This window comes from Streptomyces sp. R35 (genome assembly GCF_041053035.1).
Taxonomy (GTDB): Bacteria; Actinomycetota; Actinomycetes; order Streptomycetales; family Streptomycetaceae; genus Streptomyces; species Streptomyces lutosisoli.
Genome location: NZ_CP163440.1, coordinates 10,294,589 through 10,313,287 on the forward strand (window position 1 = coordinate 10,294,589; position 18,699 = coordinate 10,313,287).

Consider the following 18,699-nt stretch of genomic DNA (forward strand, 5'->3'; position numbering starts at 1 on the left):
TTGTGCCCGGGGCGGATTGAGTCTGTTGTACGTGGGTTCAATAACGGAAACCAGTCTGGTCCCGTTGTTGAACCGACGTCAAGTAAAGTGCGGGCATGGCCGGGAAACAGGGGGAGCGCGCGCGTCGTCGGCTCAGCACCGAGGAGCGCCGGGAGCAGCTCCTGTCGGTCGGGGCCTGTCTGTTCTCGGAGAGCCCGTACGACGAGGTGTGGATCGAGCAGGTGGCGGAGATCGCCGGAGTCTCGCGTGGGCTGCTGTACCACTACTTCCCGACGAAACGGGACTTCTTCGCGGCCGTCGTCGAGCGCGAGAGCGGGCGGATGCTGCGGATGACGGCGGCCGTGCCCGGAATTCCGGTGCGCGAGCAGCTCGGTGCGGGCCTCGACACCTTCCTCGGATACGTCGAGGAGCACGCGCACGGCTTCCGTGCCTTCCACCGTGCCGACGCGGCGGGCGACCAGGCCGTACGCAAGGTCTATCGGCAGGCGCTGGCCGCGCAGGAGCGGCAGATCCTGGAGGCGCTCGCCGCGGACCCCGAGCTCGGCTGGGCGCCCGAGGACCGTCCCGAACTCCGGATCGCGGTCCGGGGATGGCTGGCCTTCACCACGGCCGTGTGCCTGGAGTGGCTCAGGGGGGCGGAGCTGACCCGGGAGCAGGTACGCGAGCTGTGCGCGCGGGCGCTGCTGGGCGCGATCACGCCCTGAGCCGGTATGCGTCCCGCCCGGTCACATCCTGAACAGAGTGCTCACAGATGGCGAGGCGTGGTTGGCGTACACCCGGATCTTCGATAGGTTAGGCAAGCCTTACCTAAGGAGGAACTGATGGGTGACCGTCACACCTGGACGGCCGCGCCTGCCGCGGCGGAACGCGCCCGCTCGGTACTCGCCGCGGCATGGTCCTGCGCGGTGACCGCCGAGGGCGGCCGGGAGGAGTTCGTCGGCGCGCACACCGTCGCCGTGGACGGCCGGGTGCTCCTGCACGTGCCGGAGGACAGCGCGCTGCTCGCCGCCGCGATCTGCGCGCCGCGCGGCGAGCCGTCCGCCGTCCTCGAGTTCGCCGATGTCGCGCCGGTTCCGGTACGCAACCGGATCCGCGCCCGCCTGTGGCTCGCCGGCTGGTTCATCCCCGAGGACGGCCACCTGGCGTTCCGGCCGACCCGCGCGGTGCTGCGCCAGCCGTCCGGAACGGTCGTGCTCGACCTGGACGAGTTCGCCGACGCCGAGCCCGACCCCCTCGCCATCGCCGAGGCCCAGCTGCTCACCCATCTCGCCGACGCCCACCCGGACGCCATCGAGCGGCTCACCCGCCTCGTCGAACCGGACAGCCTGCGCGGCGCGGTGCGCGTCCAGCCGCTCGCCGTCGACCGTCACGGACTCACGCTGCGGATCGAACGGGCGCGAGGAAACGGCGACGTACGCCTGCCCTTCCATGCGCCCGCCGACGATGTCACCTCGCTCACGGAACGCATGCACGTCCTGCTCACGCAGGCGAGCGCCGCGTCCTGTCCCCGCGCGCTACAGCGGCAGCGCACAGACGGCGACGGGTGAGGCGAACGGCTCGCCCGCGAGCCGGAGTTCGCCGCTCCCGCTGTCGACGTGGAAGACGCTGACGGTGCTCGATCTCTGGTTCGCCGCGAACAGCAGCCGCCCGTCCGGTGAGAACGCGATGTGGCGCGGGAAGTCGCCGCCGACCGGAACCGTGTCCAGGAGCCTCAGCCGGGCCCCGTCCGCCTCGATCGCGTAGCGCGTCAGGCTGTTGTGGCCGCGGTTGGCGAGATAGGCGTACGACCCGTTCGACGTCACCAGGATCTGCGCCGGGTAACTCGTGCCCTCACCCGTGCCCGTGGACTGCGGGTCGCCCGGGGTGAGCCTGCCGGTGGCCTGGTCGTAGGCGCAGACCACCACCGTGTTGTCGACCTCGTTGGCGAGATAGGCGTGACGGCCGCCGGGGTGGAACGTGAGATGGCGCGGGCCCGCGCCCGGCCGTGTATGCGCCTGGGAGACCTCGGTGAGCGTGCCCTTCGACTGGTTCAGCCGGTAGCTGTAGACGGTGTCGGTTCCCAGATCGACGGCGAGTACATGGCCGCCGTCGGGGCTGGTGACGAACTGGTGGGCGTGCGGGCCCTGTTGACCCGGGCCGGGTGCCGGTGTGGAGTGCGTGACCAGGTCGGTGCGCTCGCCGAGCGCGCCCGAGGCGTCGATGGGGTGCACCGCGACGCTGCCCGAGGTGTAGTTCGCGCTCAGCAGCCAGTGCCCGCTCGGATGCACCGACAGATGACAGGGGCCCGCGCCGCCGGTGCCGCGTGTGCCGAGCACCTTGTTCTTCGCGAGCCGTACGGCCGTCACGCCCCCCTCGTCCCGCTCATTGACCGTGTACAGCGTGCGGCCGTCCGGATGCGTCGCGAGATACGACGGGTTGCCGACGCCCGTGACCGTGCCGGTGCCGGTGATCCGGCCCGTCGTGGGGTCGTAGGTGGCGAGACCGATCCCGGTGCCGCCGCCGTCGACCGAGGTGTAGGTGCCGAGGTACAGCGGGCGGGGGCCGGAGCGGTGAGTGGGGGGCGGGGAGGCGTCGGCGCCCGGCGCTGTGGATGCCGCGGGTGCCGTCGGGACTGCCGCGGGGTCCGCCTTGGGTGCGGCCGGTGCCGGGACCGTCGTCACGGCGGCGGCTCCCGCCAGCGCGCCCACGAAGCGGCGCCTGGTCCAGCCGCCGCCCGGGCCCCGCGCCGGTTCTGCACCACTGCTCATGCCTGCACCTCGGGTGTCGGTTGCCTCAGCTGTGACAGCCACCTTGGCGTGAGAGACCCATGAAGTGCAAGACCGGCAACGGTCGTTGCGTTCTGTGCAACGACCTTGCCTTGGCTGTTCCTTCTCTGTCCTTGCCTCTTCCTCGCTTACCAGTCACCGTCCTCGACCGGCTTGCCCGGCGCGTCCTTGAGCGGCTTGACCTGGTGGGGCGAGGGCTGCTGCCAGGGCTCGTGATCGTCGCCGAGCCAGTCGCCGACCGGCTGCACCGAGCCCAGCGTGTCCGTGGGGGCCAGGTCGGTGGCGTCCTGGTCGTAGTAGTCGAACCAGGGGAGCCCGGCCCGGGTGTAGGCCGCGCGGTCCACCGGGGACGGCGGGGGAGCCTCTCCTGTGATGCGGCGCCACTCCGGGGGCGTCACGAGATGGACGAAGACGCGCCCGGCCGGCTTCTTGGCCCAGGACTTCAGCGGCCGGTCGTCCCGGTAGACCTCCTGGCGCATCGAACCGCCGACGCCGAGTCCCATCGCCGGAGCGCTCCGCGGACGCCCCGGCACTCCGCCCACGGGGGGCGGAGCGGCACCCGGCGCGGCCGGGGCGGCCATGGGGAACGCGGCGCCGTAGCCGCCCGCCGACAGGGTCATCTCCCTGCGCTCCTCGGCCCTGCGGCGCTCCGCCTCGCGCCACGCGGCCAGCTCCCGGTCGTTGAGCGGGAACGACTGCAGCTGTACGCCGCCCCACACCTCCTCGCCGGTGACCTGACCCTCGACGGTGGCGCCCAGGCCGAGAGGCACCGCCACGAACTGGCGGACGGTCCCCTTTCCGGAGTTGATGCCGTCGAGCCACGGCTGGCGGGGCAGTACCACGTAGTTCTGGGGGTCCCTGGTGAGCCGGGAACTCCACGGCTTGCCCGAGACCGCGCACACCTTGCCCACGCCGACCTGCAGGGCGGCCGGCTCCGATGTCCCGCCGAAACTCAGCCACATGGCCTCGCGCAGATACACCGGCAGCATCACACCGCCGCGCGCCCGCCACTCGGCGGGCACCGTGTCGGCGTAGTCCTCGACGCGCCGGATCGGGAACTCGCCGAGCCCCGGAGGCAGCGCGTGCGTGCCCGTCTCGGGCAGCCGCAGAGTCCGGATGAACCGGACCTGCACCCCGCCCGGCAGCCGCAGGGTGTTCCCGTCGATCCGCACGGTGCCCTCGGTCATCCGCCCGCCCCCTCGTCGTATCGCCCGGTCGACGTCGTCCCGCATCCACGCCATCGGACGAGTCTCGATCCACGGCGTCATACGGCTCAGGCGATGTCGTACCGCTTCCTCACTGAGAACGTCGAGAGGATGCGGGGCGGTTCCGCTTCCGGCGCAGTCGCCGCGGTACGCGCAGGTGTCGCCGCAGGCGCGTGAGGTGCGGCCGGCGTTCGCGCTCCTCGCGGGTGCAGCGGTCCAGCTCCTCCAGGAGCCGCCGGGTGCGGTGCTCCGTGTCGAGCTCGTCGAGGATGCGGTTGACCTCCGTCAGGACGGCGCCGTGCAGCTGCCACTGACGGGCGTCCCGCTGGACCTCTTCGAGGAACAGCTGGGCCAGCTTGTCGCGGGTGGCGGCCGCCGTGGTGAGTTCCGCGCTGAGCCGCTCCTCGGCCGACGCGGCGCTCTGGCTCACATCGGTGGTCACCAGGACGGCGAAGCTGACGATGGCGTCGGCGACCTCGGACAGGAGCTGTTCCAGGGCGGCCCCGGCCTGCGGCTCGAACAGCGGCTGGGGTTCGCGCTCCTTGGCGAGATCGGTGAGGCTGCGCGAGAGGACGCGCAGGACCACGGTGCAGATCTCCAGCGTGTCGAGCCCGGTGCGCAGCACCACCCGGTGCAGCAGTCCCTCGCGCACGCGCGGGTTGAGCTTCAGGCTGTCCTCGGCCTGCCGCAGCGCCGCGTCGACCTCGACGATGTCGTGGTCGAGGCGGCGCGCCTCGTGCAGCCGCTCGGCAGCCAGCTCGAAGGGGGTGTGGCCGGCGGCCTCCTCACCGACGCGCAGCATCAACTGGCGCATCCGGCGCGCCAGGTCCTCGATGGACTCACCGGCCTCCTCCACCCACACCGGCGGCGCGAGCACCAGATTGAAGGCGAAGCCCACGAGGGCCCCGATCAGCGTCTCCAGCACCCGCGCCCACGCGGTGTCGCCCACTCTGGTGACGCCGAGGACCAGCATGGCGCTGATCGCCACCTCGGGCACGAACTCGCTGACCCGTACGAGATGTCCCACGGCCAGTGAGGCGACGATGATCAGCGCCAGGCTCCACCAGGTCAGCCCCACGAGGCTGCTGAAAACGATGGCGATGACGACGCCGGCCACCACGGAGTTCACCCGCCGGATTCCGGTGGTGATCGTGGCGTAGACGGTGACCTGCACGACCAGCAGCGCGGTCAGCGGTGCGGTGAGCGGCGCGGGCTCGGGGCTGAGGTGCAGGGCGACGACGTACGCGATCGTCGCCGCGGCCGCCGACCGCAGCGTCTGGACGACCACGGGTTCCCGGCGCCGCTCCATCAACCGGGCGACGGACGTCGCCCACTCACCACGTACCTCTTGCATCTTTGGGCTTTTCCCGTTCCACAGCTGTGCCGAACGTTTTCATTGCGGACCGTTTCTGTCCGCGAGTCGGCCTAGTTTGTTCTCATCAGCCGGAAGGCACAAGGAGGGGACCAGGGGATGAGCAATGTCGAGGGAGTCGAACTGCTGACGCGGGCACACACATACCTGCGCGAGGTGGTCGCGGCCGTACCGGAGAGGGGATGGGGTTCACCGACGCCGTGCAGTGAGTGGACGGTACGCCAGGTCCTCAACCACGCGCGACTCGATCAGCAGGCGTACGGTGCCGCGATCACCGGCGCGGGATGGCCCGACTCGGACCCCTTCCACCCCGTCGACGCGCTGGACGCCGACGCGCGGGCGGGGCTCGACAAGGTGCTGCGGGACGTCGCCGACACCTACGCGCAACTGCCCGCCGGCACCGAAGAGGTGGCGACCCCACTGGGGCCGCAGCCGCCGCGTCTCGCCGCCGCCGCGGGCGCCATGGACGCGGCGGTGCACGCCTGGGACATCGCCGTCGCGACGGGCCAGGACGCGCCGCTGGACGAGGAGCTGGCCGAGGGCATCTGGGCCGCGGCGGTGCGGCTCGCCGATCATCTCCGGGACTCGTTCGGGGTGTTCGCCGCGGCCCGCGAGGTGTCCGAGGGGCACAGCAGGGCCGAGGCGCTGCTCGCCTTCCTCGGCCGGGACCCGCACTGGACGCCCGCCGCGTCCTGACGTACTCCCGTCGGGGCTGAGGAACGCCGACGGGAGGGGAAAGCCGACTGATGAGGCCGGCCGGGGAAAGCGGGCTGGGGGAAAACCACAGGGCCGCCCGCGAGGTTTTCCCCGCCCCCATACGGAGGCCTGTCGGATGGTCCGCCGGAGCCCCGCACGGGACCCTCGGATCATGAAACGGCACCGGCCCGCATCCGCGAGTCGACGCTGGACCAGGTCCGCTACCGCGACTACGTCGACCTGCGAGAGGTCGGTTCACCGGCCCGGGAGTGGCTGGACCGGACACGGCCGACCCGGTTCGTCGGCACCGACTGTCCGGGCCCGGACTTCAGGATCGCGCTCGGCCGCAGCCACGACATCCTCATCCACCTTCACCGGGTGGAGGCGGCGCGGCTGCGGGACCGGTAACCGGCCACCTTCGCGAGGTTGCCGCAGCGGTCCATGGAGCACCAACGGCGGCGGCGGGCCTGGGAGTCGTCCAGGAAGAGCAGCGAGCAGCCGGGGTTCTCGCACTCCTTGACCCTGGCCAGCAGGGGACTGGCGACGAGGAGAACGGCATCCCGGGCCACGGTCGCCAGGGCCGCCGGGGCGGGATCGGCGGCCTTCCACCGCAGGGGTGGCCGCGGGCCCTCGTCCCCCTCGCCGAGCTGGGGAGCGAGGTCGGCACGGGCGGCCGCTTCGTTGACCTGCGCGACATCGGCCGGGTCCGGGGCGGCCGAGTCCATCGCGGTGCGTACGAGGCGGTAGAGGGCCTCGCGCAGGGTGCGGGCGTATGCCAGGTCGCCCTCGGTGACCCGCGCCGGCGCGTCGTCGGCCCCGGCCCGCAGGTCCGCCTCGGAGATCCAGCGGGCGAGGGCGCCGGTGTCGGGGAGCCGCTCGAAGGGGGCGTCGCCGTGGCGTCTGCCGAGCGTGGCGACGAAGTTCAGGCACGGGCGGCCGCCGATGAAGGGGAACGCCGACATCGGGTCGGGGGCGGGGCTGGTCATGACCCGAGCTTAGCGCTTGACACTGGTTCATGTGGTGTCGCATGGTGACACCAGTTGAACCGGTGTCACCACTCCCGGGTGGGGAGCGGTACCCGGCGTCGCCATGAGAAAGCGGGTACGGGAATGCGTGCGGTGCGGATCGATGAGTTCGGCGGGCCCGAGGTGCTGGTACCGGTGGAGGTGCCCGACCCCGTCGCGGGGCCCGGCCAGGTGCTGGTGAAGGTCGCCGCCGCGGGCGTGAACCGGGCGGACGCGCTGGTCCGCGCCGGGCTCTACCACCGGGCCGGACGGCCACCGCTGATCCCGGGCGTCGAGGCGGCCGGAATCGTCGCCGCAGTCGGGCAGGGCGTGACCGGCCTCCGTGTCGGGCAACGGGTCATGGCCCTGGACGGCGTGAACGCCCCCGGTTTCTATGCCGAGTTCGCCGTCGTACCGGCCACGCAGGTGACCGTCCTGCCGGACGGCGTGGAACTGACGGAGGCCGCGGCCCTGCCCGTCGCCTGGCTCTCCGCCTGGTACTGCCTGCGCCACCTGGCCAAGGTGACCAAGGACGACACCGTGGTGGTGAAGGCCGCCGCGAGCGGGGTCGGCAGCGCGGCCGTGCAGATCGCCGCCGAGACCGGCGCCCGGGTCATCGCGGTCGCCGGTTCACCGGAGAAGACCGCCTGGGCCGCGGAACTGGGCGCCCACGTCACCCTCGACACCTCCGCGCACCCCGACGACGCCGAGGTCGACGAGGTGCTCAGGCTGACCGAGGGGCGCGGCGCGGACGTCGTGCTCGACACCGTCGGTGGCCCCGCCTTCGGACGCAGCCTGCGCGAGACCGGGCACGGCGGGCGGGTGGTGGCCCTCGCCAATGTCGCGCTGGAGCCGAGCACGATCGACACTCGCGACTTCTATCCGAAGAACGTAACCATCCTCGGCTTCCAGCTCACCAATCGGCAGATCCACGGCTACGACCCCCGAGAGGATTTGCGGGAGTTGGCCGATCGGGTCGCGGCCGGCACGTACCGCGTACCGGTGGAGACCGTGCTTCCGCTGGACCAGGCGCGCGCGGCCCACGAGCGCCTGGAGCAACGCGACAACCGGGGCAAGATCGTGCTCGCCGTCGGGGAGAACTGACACCGCCGGGGACATGAGGCTCAGGCGAGAGTGCCGAGGAGCCCTTCGAGGACCGCTTCCTGCCGCTGGGCGCCGGTCGTGTGCGGAGCGAGCAGGGCGTTGATCTGGAACCCCATGAGGGTGGCCAGGAGGGTGTCGATGACGGGTTCGTCCGGCGTCGTCGCGGTGACCTCTCCCGCCTCGCGGGCCTGCCGCAAGTAGGTGTGCATCTGGTCGCGCCAGATGCACACCGCCTGCTCGTGCACGTCGGCCATCCGCTCGTCGTGCAGTGCGCGGTCCCAGAAGGCGATGACCACCCGGGCCTCCATGAGCCGGACCTCGTCGAGGGGCATGATCTCCAGACAGAGCCTGCGCAGAGCGGTCAGACCGCTCGCGCCCCCGATGGCCTGCTCGGCACGCGTGTTGGTGCTCTCGAACGCGTGCTGGAAGGCGGCCTGGAGGATCTCGTCCTTGTTGCGGAAGTACGGCGCCAGCGCGCCGTTGGAGTAGCCGGCCTCGGAGGCCAGGTCCCGCATGGTGACCGCGTCCAGACCGCGGCGCGCGATCAGGGCCCACACGGCTTCGACGATCTGCCGACGTCGTGCGTCATGGTCGACGATCTTCGGCATCCGCGTGTCGCCCCTCGTCCCGGTCCTCGTCCTTGGCCGCTGCGAGCCTGGCCTTCGTTCAACTCGACCTTAGCCAAGACCGCGAGCACCTCCGCGACCTCGTCCGTGGTCAGCCGAGCATTCCGGCCATCCCCGCGATCATCAGCAGGCCGCCGGTCTCGCCGAGCAGCGGGGTGCGGCCGGGCGGTGCGGGAACGTCACGCCAGATCCGTGTGAACAGCATGGCCCCGGCCCGGGCGACGGCCCAGCACGCGAGGAAGAACAGGGGCAGCGGCCAGGAACCGTCGCCGTGCGTGTGCGGCCCGTGGGACGGCATCATCGCCGCCGTCAGTACGGCCATCACGGCCAGGTCGACGCTGCGGGCGGCGCACCCGCCGCGGGCGCTCCACGCGCAGGCCGAAGCGGTGGCGGCGCAGGCGAACAGCAGCTCACGCATGCCCGCTCCCGGGGCCGTCGCCGTCATCGCGGCGAGCGCGACCGCGTGCGGACCCCACCGCCGTACCGGACCGGGCAGGTGACCGGCCAGGCACAGGGCAGCGCCCGCCAGACCGGTCACCCACAGCAGTTCATGCACGACGGCGCACCGCGGACAGCGCGCCCGCCGCGAAGGCGAGCACGACCAGCGCCTCGAAGGCGTGCGCCAGCCAGGCCGAACCTCCGATCAGCGTGGTGAAGTTGTCCAGCACCAGCCACAGGACGACCGCCAGGCCGACGACGCCGAGCACCGGCGCGACCCTGGTGTGCCACGGCCGGCGGTCCACCTCGGTGCGGGCGAAGTAGGCCACGACGGCCACGCCCACCAGGATCATCAGGACCAGGATCCCGAGCGTGGCCAGCCCGCTCATCCAGGTGAAGAGGTCGAGGACGGGGTCGGCACCGGCGAGCGTGAACGCACCGACGATCACCACCGCCGAGACGGTCTGGGCCAGCGAACCGGTGTGCGGCGAACCGTGCCGGGCATGGCTGCGGGCGAGCACCGAGGGGGCGCTGCCCTGGCGGCCCAGCGAGAACAGATAGCGGGCGATGGCGTTGTGGAAGGCGAGCAGCGCGGCGAACAGGCTGGTGAGCAGGAGGACTTCCATGAGGTCGGAGGCCGCCGAGCCGACGTACTGCTCCGCGATCGCGAAGACGAGCCCCGAGGTGTTCTTGCCCGCCGCCTCCTGCACCTTGTCGCTGCCGACGGCCAGCACCACCGCCCAGCTGGAGAGGGCGTAGAACACCCCGATCAGGATCACCGCGAGGTAAGTGGCCTTCGGGACGCTGCGCTTGGGGTCGCGGGCCTCCTCGCCGTAGATCGCGGTCGCCTCGAACCCGATGAACGAGGCGACGGCGAACATCACGCCGATCCCGGGCGATCCGGTGGTGAAGGCATCCGGGGTGAAGGAGGTGAGGTCGATGCCGTTGGCGCCGCCCTTGACCAGTACGGCGACCGCGACCACCGCGACGATGCCGACCTCCAGGATCAGCAGTACCGACAGCAGCTTCGTGCCGACGTCGATGTTGCGGTACCCGAGCAGTGCGACACAGCCGAGGAGCAGCCCGCTCCACAGCCACCAGGGCAGGTCGGGGCCGTGGTACTTCACGACCAGGCCGTCGAGTGTGGTGCCCGCGAGGCCGTAGACGCCCGCCTGGACGGCGCTGTAGGCGAGGAGGGCCAGCCCAGCCGCTCCGGTGCCGGTGACCCTGCCGAGTCCGGCGGTGACGTACGAGTAGAAGGCGCCGGCGTCCACGACGTGCCGGCTCATCGCCGCGTAACCGACGCTGAAGAGCAGCAGCACGACCGCGACGACCAGATAGGCGGCGGGCACGCCGGGGCCGTTGCCGATGGCGAGCATCACCGGCAGCGCGCCGCCGATCGCGGTGAGCGGGGCGGCCGCGGCGACCACCAGGAAGACGATCCCGGCGACCCCGACCGAGCCGCGCAGGCCGGACACGGGTGCGGTGCCGGTCTCGACGACCTCTGTCTGTTCACTCATGGCAGCTCCCCGTGGAACAGGCGGTGTGGGCAGAGGCGTTGGGCGGCACGTCGAGGGTGGGGTTGCGGTCGAAGAAGCCGACCGGCCTGAGCTTGAAGCCGGTGTAGTCGACCGGCATGATCGGCCAGTCCTCCGGGCGCGGTGCGTGGGTGAGGCCGAAGGTGTGCCAGACGACGATGTCCTGGCCGTCGATGTCACGGTCGGCGGCGGTATAGGCGGGCAGCCCGGCGCCGCCCGGGTGCTGGTTGACGAAGTCCCCGGCCGGGTAGCGCTCGGCGGGGTCGTAGCGGGTGACCCACAGGTGCTTGGTGGCGAACGCGGCGCGCGCGGCCACGGACGACGCCGGGTCGGCGAGCAGAGTGGGCTTGCCCTCGGGGAACAGCGCGTAGCCGACCGGATGGCCGAGTCGGTTGAGCTCGGTGGGGTTGGAGATGTGCCAGACGCGGTCCACGGAGGCATCCGCGCTGCGCTGAGCCTCGCTCTCCCTGGTCAGCGGCGTACGGCGCAGGCTGAAGGCGTTGCCGCGCGGGTTGTCCGGGCCCATCGGCACCCGGGCGGCGTCCACCTCCTCGACGCGGTTGGCACTCCCGTCGAGCGACATGTCGAGCCGTGCGCAGAACAGGTGCTGGTGGTACGGGGCGCCGAGACCCGGCGCGATCTCGGTGGCGTAGGGGTAGTCGCCGCCCGGGTGCGCGGAGGTGAAGACGACGCCGGTGGCCTTGGCCTCGAACTCGATGGTGCCGTCGAGGTACAGGTACCAGTAGAAGCCGTAGTCGTAGTTGCCGACAGTGGTGAAGAAGGAGAGCACCATACGGCGCTGGCGGCGCGTCTCGGTGGAGCCCGCCCACAGGTCGGTGTGCTTCCAGAGAATGCCGTAGTCCTCCTCGTGCAGACAGATCGCGTTGGTGAGCGTCTGCGGAGCACAGGATTCGTCGGCGATGACGGCGTCGAGGTAGGTGATGTCGCCGAGGCAGTCGCAGCCCAGCTCAAGGGAGTTGGCGTAGCGGCCGATCAAGTACTCGCCGGTGTCGAAGTAGTTCTGCCAGGACCGTACGGGGGAGGGGTCGGCGTACGGGACGACCATCTCGGCGATGGAGGCGCGGTGGATGAGCGGCCGTTCGCGTCCCTTGTCCCGGTCGTCGAAGGCGATCTGATGGAGGATCAGACCTTCGCGGGCGTCGAAGCCGATGCGCAGCGACCAGTTCTCCCAGCGCAGGAGATGGCCGTCGAGGGTGAAGCTGGGGCCCTCGGGCTGGGTGATCTCCAGGGGCTTCTGGGTGGTGCGGAGCGGACCGGTGACGGCCGGGTCGTCGAAGTTGCCGGACTCGGTGGGTATCGGGACGGGGCCGAGGTCGACGACCTGGTCGACGGTGCGGCCGATGACATCGACGTAGGCGACGAGGCCGTCGACGGGGTGGGCCCAGGCGTGGTCCTTCTCGTGCTCCTGGACGAAGGCGAGCCCGCGCAGGATGCGGCGCCCGGCCTCCTGCGGGTACTCGTCGCCGTACACGCCGGCGGACAGCGGCGCGACCCGGACCTGCGCCACGTCCAGGTCCCGGGCCCGCAGGGCGGCGAGCCACCGTTCGTCCTTGGCGAGGATCTCCTCGACAAGTCCGAACTCCTCGTCCAGCACCGGGAGTTGGCCGTCGGTAACGGGGTCCAGGACGCGGTCGCGGTGCACCGACGCGCGGGACAGCGACACGACCACGTCATGGGCCGGTGCTCCGGCCGTGTCCTGGAGCAGGACGCGCGCTCGACGCTCGACCGGGGCGTCCGGTGTACGGCCGAGCAGGTCCTGCTTGGCCGGTTCCTCCAGGCCGAGGTAGGCGAACCGGGTCGTGTCCGTCAGGAGGCCCGCCGCGAGGAGGACGTCGCGTGCGGCGGAGATCTCCTCGGGGGTCAGCGGGTCGAGCGGGTGGGGCGGAGTGCTCATGAAGTCTCCAGGGGAGCGGTGCGACATTTTTTCTTCTACGTCCGTAGAGAAAAAATGCGCCACTCATGTTTCCCGCGGGCTCGCGCCCCAGTTTCCCCGTGGTTAACAAGTCGCCCGTCACCTCCGCATGGCGACTCAGGCCATGAGCTTCTCGAGGAACGCGGAGAGATTGCGCACCGTCCGGGCGATCTGCTCCTCCACGGTGAGGGTTTCCTCGAAGCGGCTTCCCGACTGAGGGACCTTCTTGCCGCGTACGTACAGGGAACAGTCGAGGTCGGCGCACATGTAGACGCCGACCGAGTTGCCCTCGCGGCCGGCCGCGCCCGCCTTGCGTGCCGTCATCAGCGAGACGCCGTTGCCCGGGTGGGTCGTCAGGCACAGCGAGCACATGCTGCGGTGCAGGAACCCGCGCTGGGAGGAGGGGAAGCGCAGGGTGATGCCGACGAGAGTGTCGTCCCGCTCGGTGACGACGTAGCTGCGGTCGGGAGCCCCGGGATCCCGCCAGCCCAGGAAGTCCAGGTCGTCCCAGGGGAGTTCGTCGAGATCATGGGGTATCGCGAGCCGCTTGGCCTCTCCCTTGGAGCAGTTGACAAAGGAGTTGCGGATGTCCTGCTCGGTGAGTGATCTCATGGGGGAGTCCTCCTGGGAAGCGGTGCGCTGGCGTCGACAAAACCTAGGGGTACTAGGTTTTGTCCGAAGCTACCTAGCCTCATGGAGGAGGTCCAATGGATTTCGGGAGGGTCGGTACGCCGCCGGGCAATGGTGGCGCGGCGGAAAGTCGCCGCGCGCCGGTGAACGGCTGCCGCACACCGCAGGAGCGAGCCCTCCGCCACGTCGCGGCCCACTCGCGCGGCCCCGCGCTGGATCCGGCGCTGCGGGTGACCCTCAACTTCCACCCGGACCGGCTCGTGCATGGCCTGCCGATCCTGGAGGCGCTGGCCCAGGACGGCATGTACCGCTCGCAGTTCGTCACAGGGACGAGCAACGGCGGGCTGACTGCTCGTCCCGGCGGTGACCGCTGGCGCTGGGAGAGCCGGATCTTCGGAGCGGCGTACGACGACGCGCCCGCCCACGAGCGCCCCGTGTACGGCGGGCTGAACTTCCGTCGCCAACTGGTCGGCGCGTCACCCCGGTTCGGCTCCTCGCACTTCCGGATGACCGGCGAGGCGCTGCGGCGGGCCACCTTCTGCTACCCCGACAGCGCGGCCGAGCCCTCCGCGTTCGGGGTCGCATCCGGCATGTCCCTCATCGAGCTGGCCGAGGCGGACGAGCAGGACGCCCTCAACGACTACGTCGAGGCGCAGGTGCACGGACAGGTCGTCCTGGCCCGGGACATGGAGGCCCTGGTCCTCGACGCGTCGTACCGCGGCACGCCTGTCGAGGCCGCGGCCCTGCGGCTGCCGTGCCCGGTGGAGTGGCATACCGGATACCGGCTCTCCGTCGAGGAGCTGCGCCGCCACCCCGACTTCCGGGGGCCGGAGTACGTCGAACTGGGCGCCCGTATCGCCGAGGACGGTCACCTCGACCCACGGATCATCGGGCACGCGGCACGCACGGGACGCTACGAACTCCAGGACCTGAAGATGGTGTGGCACTGCCTCGCCCGCTTCGGCGCTCCTCAGGGCGCGGGAACGGCCGTGGGCGGCACACTCCGGGAGTCGGCACCCCCAACGCGTAGCCGCCGCGAGCGGATGCCGAGCAGTGGCTGAACGACCTGATCGCGTCTGGCCGATACGGCGAGGACGTGTACGCAGCCGGATGAGCCGTACCCGCCCGTGGGCCCACGTGGCAGAGTGGGCCCACAGGCGACTAGGGGGCTGTGGTGGACGGCTGGGAGCGGGCGCGGCGGGTTCTCGGCATGGCGGGTCTGCCGTCCGGCAGTCTCGCCGACCGCCGTGCTCTGGCGGGCGGGACGTACAACGAGGTCGAGGAGCTGCGACTCACCGACGGCACCCGGTACGTACTGAAGGTCCCGCCGTCGGCCACCACTCCAGGCCTGACGCACGAACAGGAACTCCTCGTCTCCGAGGCCGAGTTTTATCGAGCCGCGGCTACGGTCGGCGTCCCGGCGCCCTGGGTTGTCGGCGACCTTTTCGACGGCCATCTGCTGATGACGCACTGCCCCGGTGCGCCCTGGGGTGACCTGCCGCCAGGTGAACAAACCTCCCTGCGCGAGGAGTTGGGCCGTCTGGTGGCCCGCCTCCACAGCGTGACCGGTCCCGGCTTCGGTTACCCCTCCGGCGCGCTCGGACCGCTGGCCCCCGACTGGCGCGCCGCCTTCACCGCCATGTACGACGCCGTCCTGGACGACGCCCGCCGCTATCGCGCCTGGCTGCCCCGCCCCGTGGACGAGGTGGCCCGTACGGCGAAGACCGCGTACGACGCGCTGGGCGAGGTCGCCGTTCCCCGCCTCGTCCACTTCGACCTGTGGCAGGGCAACATCCTGGTCGAGCGGACGGAGGCGGGAGCTCGGATCGGTGGTCTGATCGACGGCGAGCGCATGTTCTGGGGCGACCCCCTGGCCGACTTCGTCTCGCTGGCCCTGCTCGGCGACATCAAGCAGGACAAGGACTTCCTGACCGGCTATCAAGAGGCGGGCGGCCGAGCCGAGTTCGACACCCCGGCCCGGCAACGCCTCGCTCTCTACCGCAGCTACCTCTACCTGATCATGCTCGTCGAGACCGTGCCCCGCGCACCCGGCGACGAACACGTCGCCTGGGTGCGCGAGGCGGTGGGGCCACAGCTCGTCGCCGCTCTCGACGAGATCGCCTAGGCCGCGCTGCGCCCCCTCCCGCCATACGCCCGGATGATGTCCGCGTACCGGTGCCCGCTGCCCTTCACCGTGCGCTTCTGCGTCTTGTAGTCGACGTGCACGAGCCCGAAGCGCTTGTCGTAGCCGTACGCCCACTCGAAGTTGTCGAGCAGCGACCAGGCGAAGTAGCCGGCGAGCGGAACGCCCTTGCGGACGGCTGATGTGCAGGCGGCGAGGTGCTGTTCGAGGTAGGCGGTGCGCTCGGGGTCGTCGACGGTGCCGTCGGGGCGTACGACGTCGGGATAGGCGGAGCCGTTCTCCGTGACGTACAGCTTGCGGGCGCCGTAGTCGTGCGTCAGGCGGAGCAGGAGGCGCTCGATGCCGGCGGCGTCGACCTCCCAGTCCATGCCGGTGCGGGGCACCCCGAGGCGGCGGACCGTACGCACGCGCGGGGCCGGTCCGGTGGGGTCGTCGGCAACGGTCGACGGGAAGTAGTAGTTGAGGCCCAGCCAGTCCAGCGGCTCGGCGATGGTCTCCAAGTCGCCTGGAAGCTCGGGGAGTTCGACCCCGTACACCTCGCGCATGTCCGCGGGAAAGCCGCGGCCGTGGACCGGGTCCAGCCACCAGCGGTTGGTGTGACCGTCCATTCGGTGGGCGGCCGCGATGTCCTCAGGGCGGTCGGTGGCGGCCTCGACGCTGGCCAGGTTGTTGACGATGCCGACCTGGGCGTCCGGGACCGCCGAACGGATCGCCTGCACCGCCAGACCGTGGCCGAGCAGGAGGTGGTAGGAGGCGCGGACCGCGGCCGTGAGATCCGCCAGACCAGGGGCCATCCGCCCTTCGAGGTGTCCGATCCACGCCGAGCACAGCGGCTCGTTGAGCGTGGTCCAGTGCTGGACACGGTCACCCAGCCGGTCGGCGACGACCGCCGCGTACGAGGCGAAGTGGTGAGCGGTGTCGCGTTCCGGCCAGCCGCCCCGGTCCTGGAGCACCTGCGGCAGGTCCCAGTGGTAGAGGGTGACCGAGGGCGTGATGCCCGCCTCCAGCAGGGCGTCGATCAGGCCGTCGTAGAAGTCGAGCCCCTTCGCGTTGACCGGGCCGTCGCCGCCCGGCATCACGCGCGGCCAGGCGATCGACAACCGGTAGGCGTTGGTGCCGAGTTGGCGCATCAGCGCGATGTCCTCGCGCCAGCGGTGGTAGTGATCGCAGGCGAGGTCCCCGTCGTCGCCGTTGTCGATCTTGCCGGGGGTGTGCGAGAAGGTGTCCCATATGGAGGGTGAGCGGCCGTCCTCGGCGACGGCGCCCTCGATCTGGTAGGCCGACGTGGCCGTGCCCCACAGGAAGTCCTCGGGGAGTGCGGCAAGGTCGATGGTCACGGAAGTCCCTTCGTTCTGGGAGGAGTTGGTCACTTGACGGCTCCGGCCGTCAGCCCGGCGACGAGATAGCGCTGGAGCAGCAGGAACCCGGCGACCACAGGCACGCTGACGACGAGCGAGGCGGCCATGATCTGGTTCCAGTACACGTCGTTGAGCGTGGAGTAGCCCTGGAGCCCGACGGCGAGCGTGCGCGTGGTGTCGTTGGTCATCACCGACGCGAACAGCACCTCGCCCCAGGCGGTCATGAAGGCGTAGACGGCGACCGCGACGATGCCGGGGATCGCTGCGGGCACGACCACACGGAACAGGGCGCCGAGCGGCCCGCAGCCGTCGACCAGCGCCGCCTCGTCCAGGTCGCGCGGCACCGAGTCGAAGTACCCGATCAGCATCCAGATCGAGAACGGCAGGGAGAAGGTGAGATACGTGAGGATCAGGCCGCCGCGCGAACCGAACAGGGCGATGCCGGTGGCGTTGCCGATGTTGACGTAGAGAAGGAAGAGCGGGAGGAGGAAGAGGATGCCGGGAAACATCTGCGTCGACAGCACGGTCACCGTGAAGACGCGCTTGCCGCGGAAGCTGTAGCGGCTCACCGCGTACGCCGCGAAGACCGCGATCACCACCGAGCAGACCGTCGCCGCGCCCGCCACGATCAGCGAGTTCACGAAGTACCTCGCCAGCGGGACCGTCGACCAGATGTCGATGTACGGGCGGAAGGTGAGCCCGCTCGGCAGCCAGCGGAACTTCCCCGAAACGTCCGCGAGCGGCTTCAGGGAGCTGGAGACCATCACGTAGACCGGCACCAGGACGAAGCCGGTGAGCAGGGTGAGGAAGATCCGCCGGGACCAGAGGAAGGACCGCGGTGGCGCCATCGGGGAGCGGCGGCTCGTCGTGGAGGTGCTAGACATCGGCCGTCTTCCTTCCTCGGGAGGTCAGCAGGAGGTAGACGCCCGTCACGACGAGCAGGAAGAGCAGCAGCAGGACGGACATGGCGGATCCGGTGCCGAAGTTCCAGGTGACGAACGACGCCTGGTAGATGTGCACCGAGATGAGGTCCGCGGCCTCGGGAGCGGTCTTGCCGAACAGGACGTACGGCGTGTTGAAGTCGTTGAACGTCCACAGGAACAGCACCAGCACCAGGACCTGGTTGACCGGGCGCAGCGACGGCAGGGTGATGCGACGGATCCGCTGCCACATGCCGGCCCCGTCGAGGGCCGCCGCCTCGTACAGCTCGCCCGGGATGTTCTGCAGGCCGGCCATCACGATGAGGAAGGCGAACGGCCAGCCCTTCCACACCGACACGGTGAGCAGGGCGTAGAAGCTGTTGTCGCCGATGAGCCAGAAGGACGGCTTGTCGGTGAGGTGCAGCTGGTCGTGCAGGACGTGGTTCACCAGGCCGTTGTCGTGCTGGAACATGAACACCCAGGTGATGACGGCCGCGTACACCGGCAGCGCGTACGGGATGAGGAAGAGTGCCCGGAGCAGGCCGCGGCCGCGGAAGGTGTCCTGCATGTAGATCGCGGTGGCCGTGCCGATCAGCCAGCACAGGCCGACCGAGAGCAGGGTGAAGCCGACGGTGACGAGGAACGAGTGGAGCAGCGCCTTGCCGACCGGCGCGCTGAAGTCCACGGAGACCTTGTAGTTGTCGAAGCCGGACCAGGGCGCGGTGCCCCAGTCGCGGATGTAGAACTGGGTGAGTTCCTTGAAGCTCATCACGATGCCGATCACCATCGGCACCAGGTGGACGAGGAGTTCGAGGAGCAGGGCGGGCAGGAGCAGCATGTAGGGCAGTCCGATGCGCCGGACGCGCCCGGTGCGGCGGGGACCGCGTGCCGCACCGGGGGAGTTCTTGCGCACCGTCCGCTCGCCGGAGCCGGCGGAGGCGGCGGTCGTGGTGGTCATGTCGGTGCT

Annotated in this window: 18 protein-coding genes; 6 read left to right on the forward strand and 12 right to left on the reverse strand. The window is 70.7% G+C overall.

Features of this window, described 5'->3' with window-relative positions:
• Positions 1-95: 95 nt before the first annotated feature.
• Positions 96-704 carry a TetR/AcrR family transcriptional regulator gene (locus AB5J50_RS46240; RefSeq protein ID WP_327433992.1) on the forward strand — a complete coding sequence of 203 codons (609 nt, stop codon included), beginning with the start codon at positions 96-98 and terminating at the stop codon, positions 702-704.
• Between the two features lie 117 nt (positions 705-821).
• Complete coding sequence (locus tag AB5J50_RS46245; RefSeq protein ID WP_369264538.1) at positions 822-1,547, forward strand: DUF2470 domain-containing protein; 726 nt, start codon at positions 822-824, stop codon at positions 1,545-1,547.
• Here AB5J50_RS46245 and AB5J50_RS46250 read toward each other — a convergent pair.
• The 3 genes from AB5J50_RS46250 to AB5J50_RS46260 form a co-directional block, all read right to left on the reverse strand.
• On the reverse strand, positions 1,515-2,747 hold the full coding sequence (locus AB5J50_RS46250; RefSeq protein WP_369264539.1) for a lactonase family protein: 1,233 nt from the start codon (positions 2,745-2,747) through the stop codon (positions 1,515-1,517). The two genes, AB5J50_RS46245 and AB5J50_RS46250, sit on opposite strands and share 33 nt — an antisense overlap.
• 146 nt (positions 2,748-2,893) lie before the next feature.
• Entirely contained in the window at positions 2,894-3,952 is a 1,059-nt protein-coding gene (locus AB5J50_RS46255; protein ID WP_369265698.1) for a hypothetical protein, read from the reverse strand.
• A 109-nt stretch (positions 3,953-4,061) separates the two neighbouring features.
• Positions 4,062-5,324 carry an aromatic acid exporter family protein gene (locus AB5J50_RS46260; protein ID WP_369264540.1) on the reverse strand — a complete coding sequence of 421 codons (1,263 nt, stop codon included), beginning with the start codon at positions 5,322-5,324 and terminating at the stop codon, positions 4,062-4,064.
• 117 nt (positions 5,325-5,441) lie between these two features.
• Between AB5J50_RS46260 and AB5J50_RS46265 the strand changes: the two genes are divergently transcribed.
• On the forward strand, positions 5,442-6,038 hold the full coding sequence (locus tag AB5J50_RS46265; RefSeq protein ID WP_369264541.1) for a TIGR03086 family metal-binding protein: 597 nt from the start codon (positions 5,442-5,444) through the stop codon (positions 6,036-6,038).
• Positions 6,039-6,409: 371 nt separating this feature from the next.
• Here the strand turns inward: AB5J50_RS46265 and AB5J50_RS46270 are convergent, their stop codons facing one another.
• Complete coding sequence (locus AB5J50_RS46270; RefSeq protein WP_369264542.1) at positions 6,410-7,024, reverse strand: ABATE domain-containing protein; 615 nt, start codon at positions 7,022-7,024, stop codon at positions 6,410-6,412.
• Between the two features lie 123 nt (positions 7,025-7,147).
• On the opposite strand from AB5J50_RS46270, the gene AB5J50_RS46275 reads away from it, so the two are divergent.
• Positions 7,148-8,146, forward strand: a complete 999-nt coding sequence (locus tag AB5J50_RS46275; RefSeq protein ID WP_369264543.1) for a zinc-binding alcohol dehydrogenase family protein — start codon at positions 7,148-7,150, stop codon at positions 8,144-8,146.
• A gap of 20 nt (positions 8,147-8,166) precedes the next feature.
• Here AB5J50_RS46275 and AB5J50_RS46280 read toward each other — a convergent pair whose 3' ends face one another.
• The 5 genes from AB5J50_RS46280 to AB5J50_RS46300 all read right to left on the reverse strand — a co-directional run bounded on the left by AB5J50_RS46280 (position 8,167) and on the right by AB5J50_RS46300 (position 13,293).
• Entirely contained in the window at positions 8,167-8,754 is a 588-nt protein-coding gene (locus AB5J50_RS46280; protein ID WP_369264544.1) for a TetR/AcrR family transcriptional regulator, read from the reverse strand.
• A gap of 109 nt (positions 8,755-8,863) precedes the next feature.
• The gene (locus AB5J50_RS46285) at positions 8,864-9,328 is read right to left on the reverse strand and encodes a hypothetical protein (RefSeq protein WP_369264545.1); all 465 of its coding nucleotides are present in this window, start codon (positions 9,326-9,328) and stop codon (positions 8,864-8,866) included.
• Positions 9,321-10,730 (reverse strand): APC family permease, encoded by a 1,410-nt coding sequence (locus tag AB5J50_RS46290; protein ID WP_369264546.1) that lies wholly within the window; start codon positions 10,728-10,730, stop codon positions 9,321-9,323. The genes AB5J50_RS46285 and AB5J50_RS46290 overlap by 8 nt, the downstream gene beginning before the upstream one ends.
• The gene (locus tag AB5J50_RS46295; RefSeq protein ID WP_369264547.1) at positions 10,723-12,663 is read right to left on the reverse strand and encodes a primary-amine oxidase; all 1,941 of its coding nucleotides are present in this window, start codon (positions 12,661-12,663) and stop codon (positions 10,723-10,725) included. Before AB5J50_RS46295 ends, AB5J50_RS46290 begins: the two co-directional genes overlap by 8 nt.
• A gap of 135 nt (positions 12,664-12,798) precedes the next feature.
• Positions 12,799-13,293: an FBP domain-containing protein gene (locus AB5J50_RS46300; RefSeq protein WP_369264548.1), complete on the reverse strand. Its 495-nt coding sequence runs from the start codon at positions 13,291-13,293 to the stop codon at positions 12,799-12,801.
• Between the two features lie 95 nt (positions 13,294-13,388).
• Between AB5J50_RS46300 and AB5J50_RS46305 the strand changes: the two genes are divergently transcribed.
• Together AB5J50_RS46305 and AB5J50_RS46310 are read left to right on the forward strand one after the other, a co-directional pair.
• A complete protein-coding gene (locus AB5J50_RS46305; protein ID WP_369264549.1) occupies positions 13,389-14,372 on the forward strand; it encodes a DUF3626 domain-containing protein in 984 nt (327 codons plus the stop codon).
• A 113-nt stretch (positions 14,373-14,485) separates the two neighbouring features.
• Complete coding sequence (locus tag AB5J50_RS46310) at positions 14,486-15,436, forward strand: phosphotransferase family protein (RefSeq protein ID WP_369264550.1); 951 nt, start codon at positions 14,486-14,488, stop codon at positions 15,434-15,436.
• On the opposite strand, the gene AB5J50_RS46315 is transcribed toward AB5J50_RS46310, so the two are convergent.
• Genes AB5J50_RS46315 through AB5J50_RS46325 form a run of 3 tightly spaced genes read right to left on the reverse strand, consistent with a single transcriptional unit; the run spans position 15,433 to position 18,690 of the window.
• A complete protein-coding gene (locus AB5J50_RS46315) occupies positions 15,433-16,791 on the reverse strand; it encodes a GH1 family beta-glucosidase (RefSeq protein WP_369264551.1) in 1,359 nt (452 codons plus the stop codon). The genes AB5J50_RS46310 and AB5J50_RS46315 overlap by 4 nt on opposite strands.
• A 29-nt stretch (positions 16,792-16,820) precedes the next feature.
• Positions 16,821-17,660, reverse strand: a complete 840-nt coding sequence (locus tag AB5J50_RS46320) for a carbohydrate ABC transporter permease (RefSeq protein ID WP_369265699.1) — start codon at positions 17,658-17,660, stop codon at positions 16,821-16,823.
• 28 nt (positions 17,661-17,688) lie between these two features.
• Positions 17,689-18,690 (reverse strand): carbohydrate ABC transporter permease, encoded by a 1,002-nt coding sequence (locus AB5J50_RS46325; protein WP_369265700.1) that lies wholly within the window; start codon positions 18,688-18,690, stop codon positions 17,689-17,691.
• Between the last annotated feature and the right edge of the window lie 9 nt (positions 18,691-18,699).

Bases quoted from the DNA above. Each gene is read 5' to 3' on its own strand.
- AB5J50_RS46260 (WP_369264540.1), bottom strand. From the start codon at position 5,324: ATGCAAGAGGTACGTGGTGAGTGGGCGACGTCCGTCGCCCGGTTGATG.
- AB5J50_RS46265 (WP_369264541.1), top strand. From the start codon at position 5,442: ATGAGCAATGTCGAGGGAGTCGAACTGCTGACGCGGGCACACACATAC.
- AB5J50_RS46255 (WP_369265698.1), bottom strand. From the start codon at position 3,952: ATGACCGAGGGCACCGTGCGGATCGACGGGAACACCCTGCGGCTGCCG.
- AB5J50_RS46320 (WP_369265699.1), bottom strand. From the start codon at position 17,660: ATGGCGCCACCGCGGTCCTTCCTCTGGTCCCGGCGGATCTTCCTCACC.
- AB5J50_RS46245 (WP_369264538.1), top strand. From the start codon at position 822: ATGGGTGACCGTCACACCTGGACGGCCGCGCCTGCCGCGGCGGAACGC.
- AB5J50_RS46280 (WP_369264544.1), bottom strand. From the start codon at position 8,754: ATGCCGAAGATCGTCGACCATGACGCACGACGTCGGCAGATCGTCGAA.
- AB5J50_RS46270 (WP_369264542.1), bottom strand. From the start codon at position 7,024: ATGACCAGCCCCGCCCCCGACCCGATGTCGGCGTTCCCCTTCATCGGC.
- AB5J50_RS46325 (WP_369265700.1), bottom strand. From the start codon at position 18,690: ATGACCACCACGACCGCCGCCTCCGCCGGCTCCGGCGAGCGGACGGTG.
- AB5J50_RS46290 (WP_369264546.1), bottom strand. From the start codon at position 10,730: ATGAGTGAACAGACAGAGGTCGTCGAGACCGGCACCGCACCCGTGTCC.
- AB5J50_RS46300 (WP_369264548.1), bottom strand. From the start codon at position 13,293: ATGAGATCACTCACCGAGCAGGACATCCGCAACTCCTTTGTCAACTGC.
- AB5J50_RS46250 (WP_369264539.1), bottom strand. From the start codon at position 2,747: ATGAGCAGTGGTGCAGAACCGGCGCGGGGCCCGGGCGGCGGCTGGACC.
- AB5J50_RS46295 (WP_369264547.1), bottom strand. From the start codon at position 12,663: ATGAGCACTCCGCCCCACCCGCTCGACCCGCTGACCCCCGAGGAGATC.
- AB5J50_RS46240 (WP_327433992.1), top strand. From the start codon at position 96: ATGGCCGGGAAACAGGGGGAGCGCGCGCGTCGTCGGCTCAGCACCGAG.
- AB5J50_RS46305 (WP_369264549.1), top strand. From the start codon at position 13,389: ATGGATTTCGGGAGGGTCGGTACGCCGCCGGGCAATGGTGGCGCGGCG.
- AB5J50_RS46275 (WP_369264543.1), top strand. From the start codon at position 7,148: ATGCGTGCGGTGCGGATCGATGAGTTCGGCGGGCCCGAGGTGCTGGTA.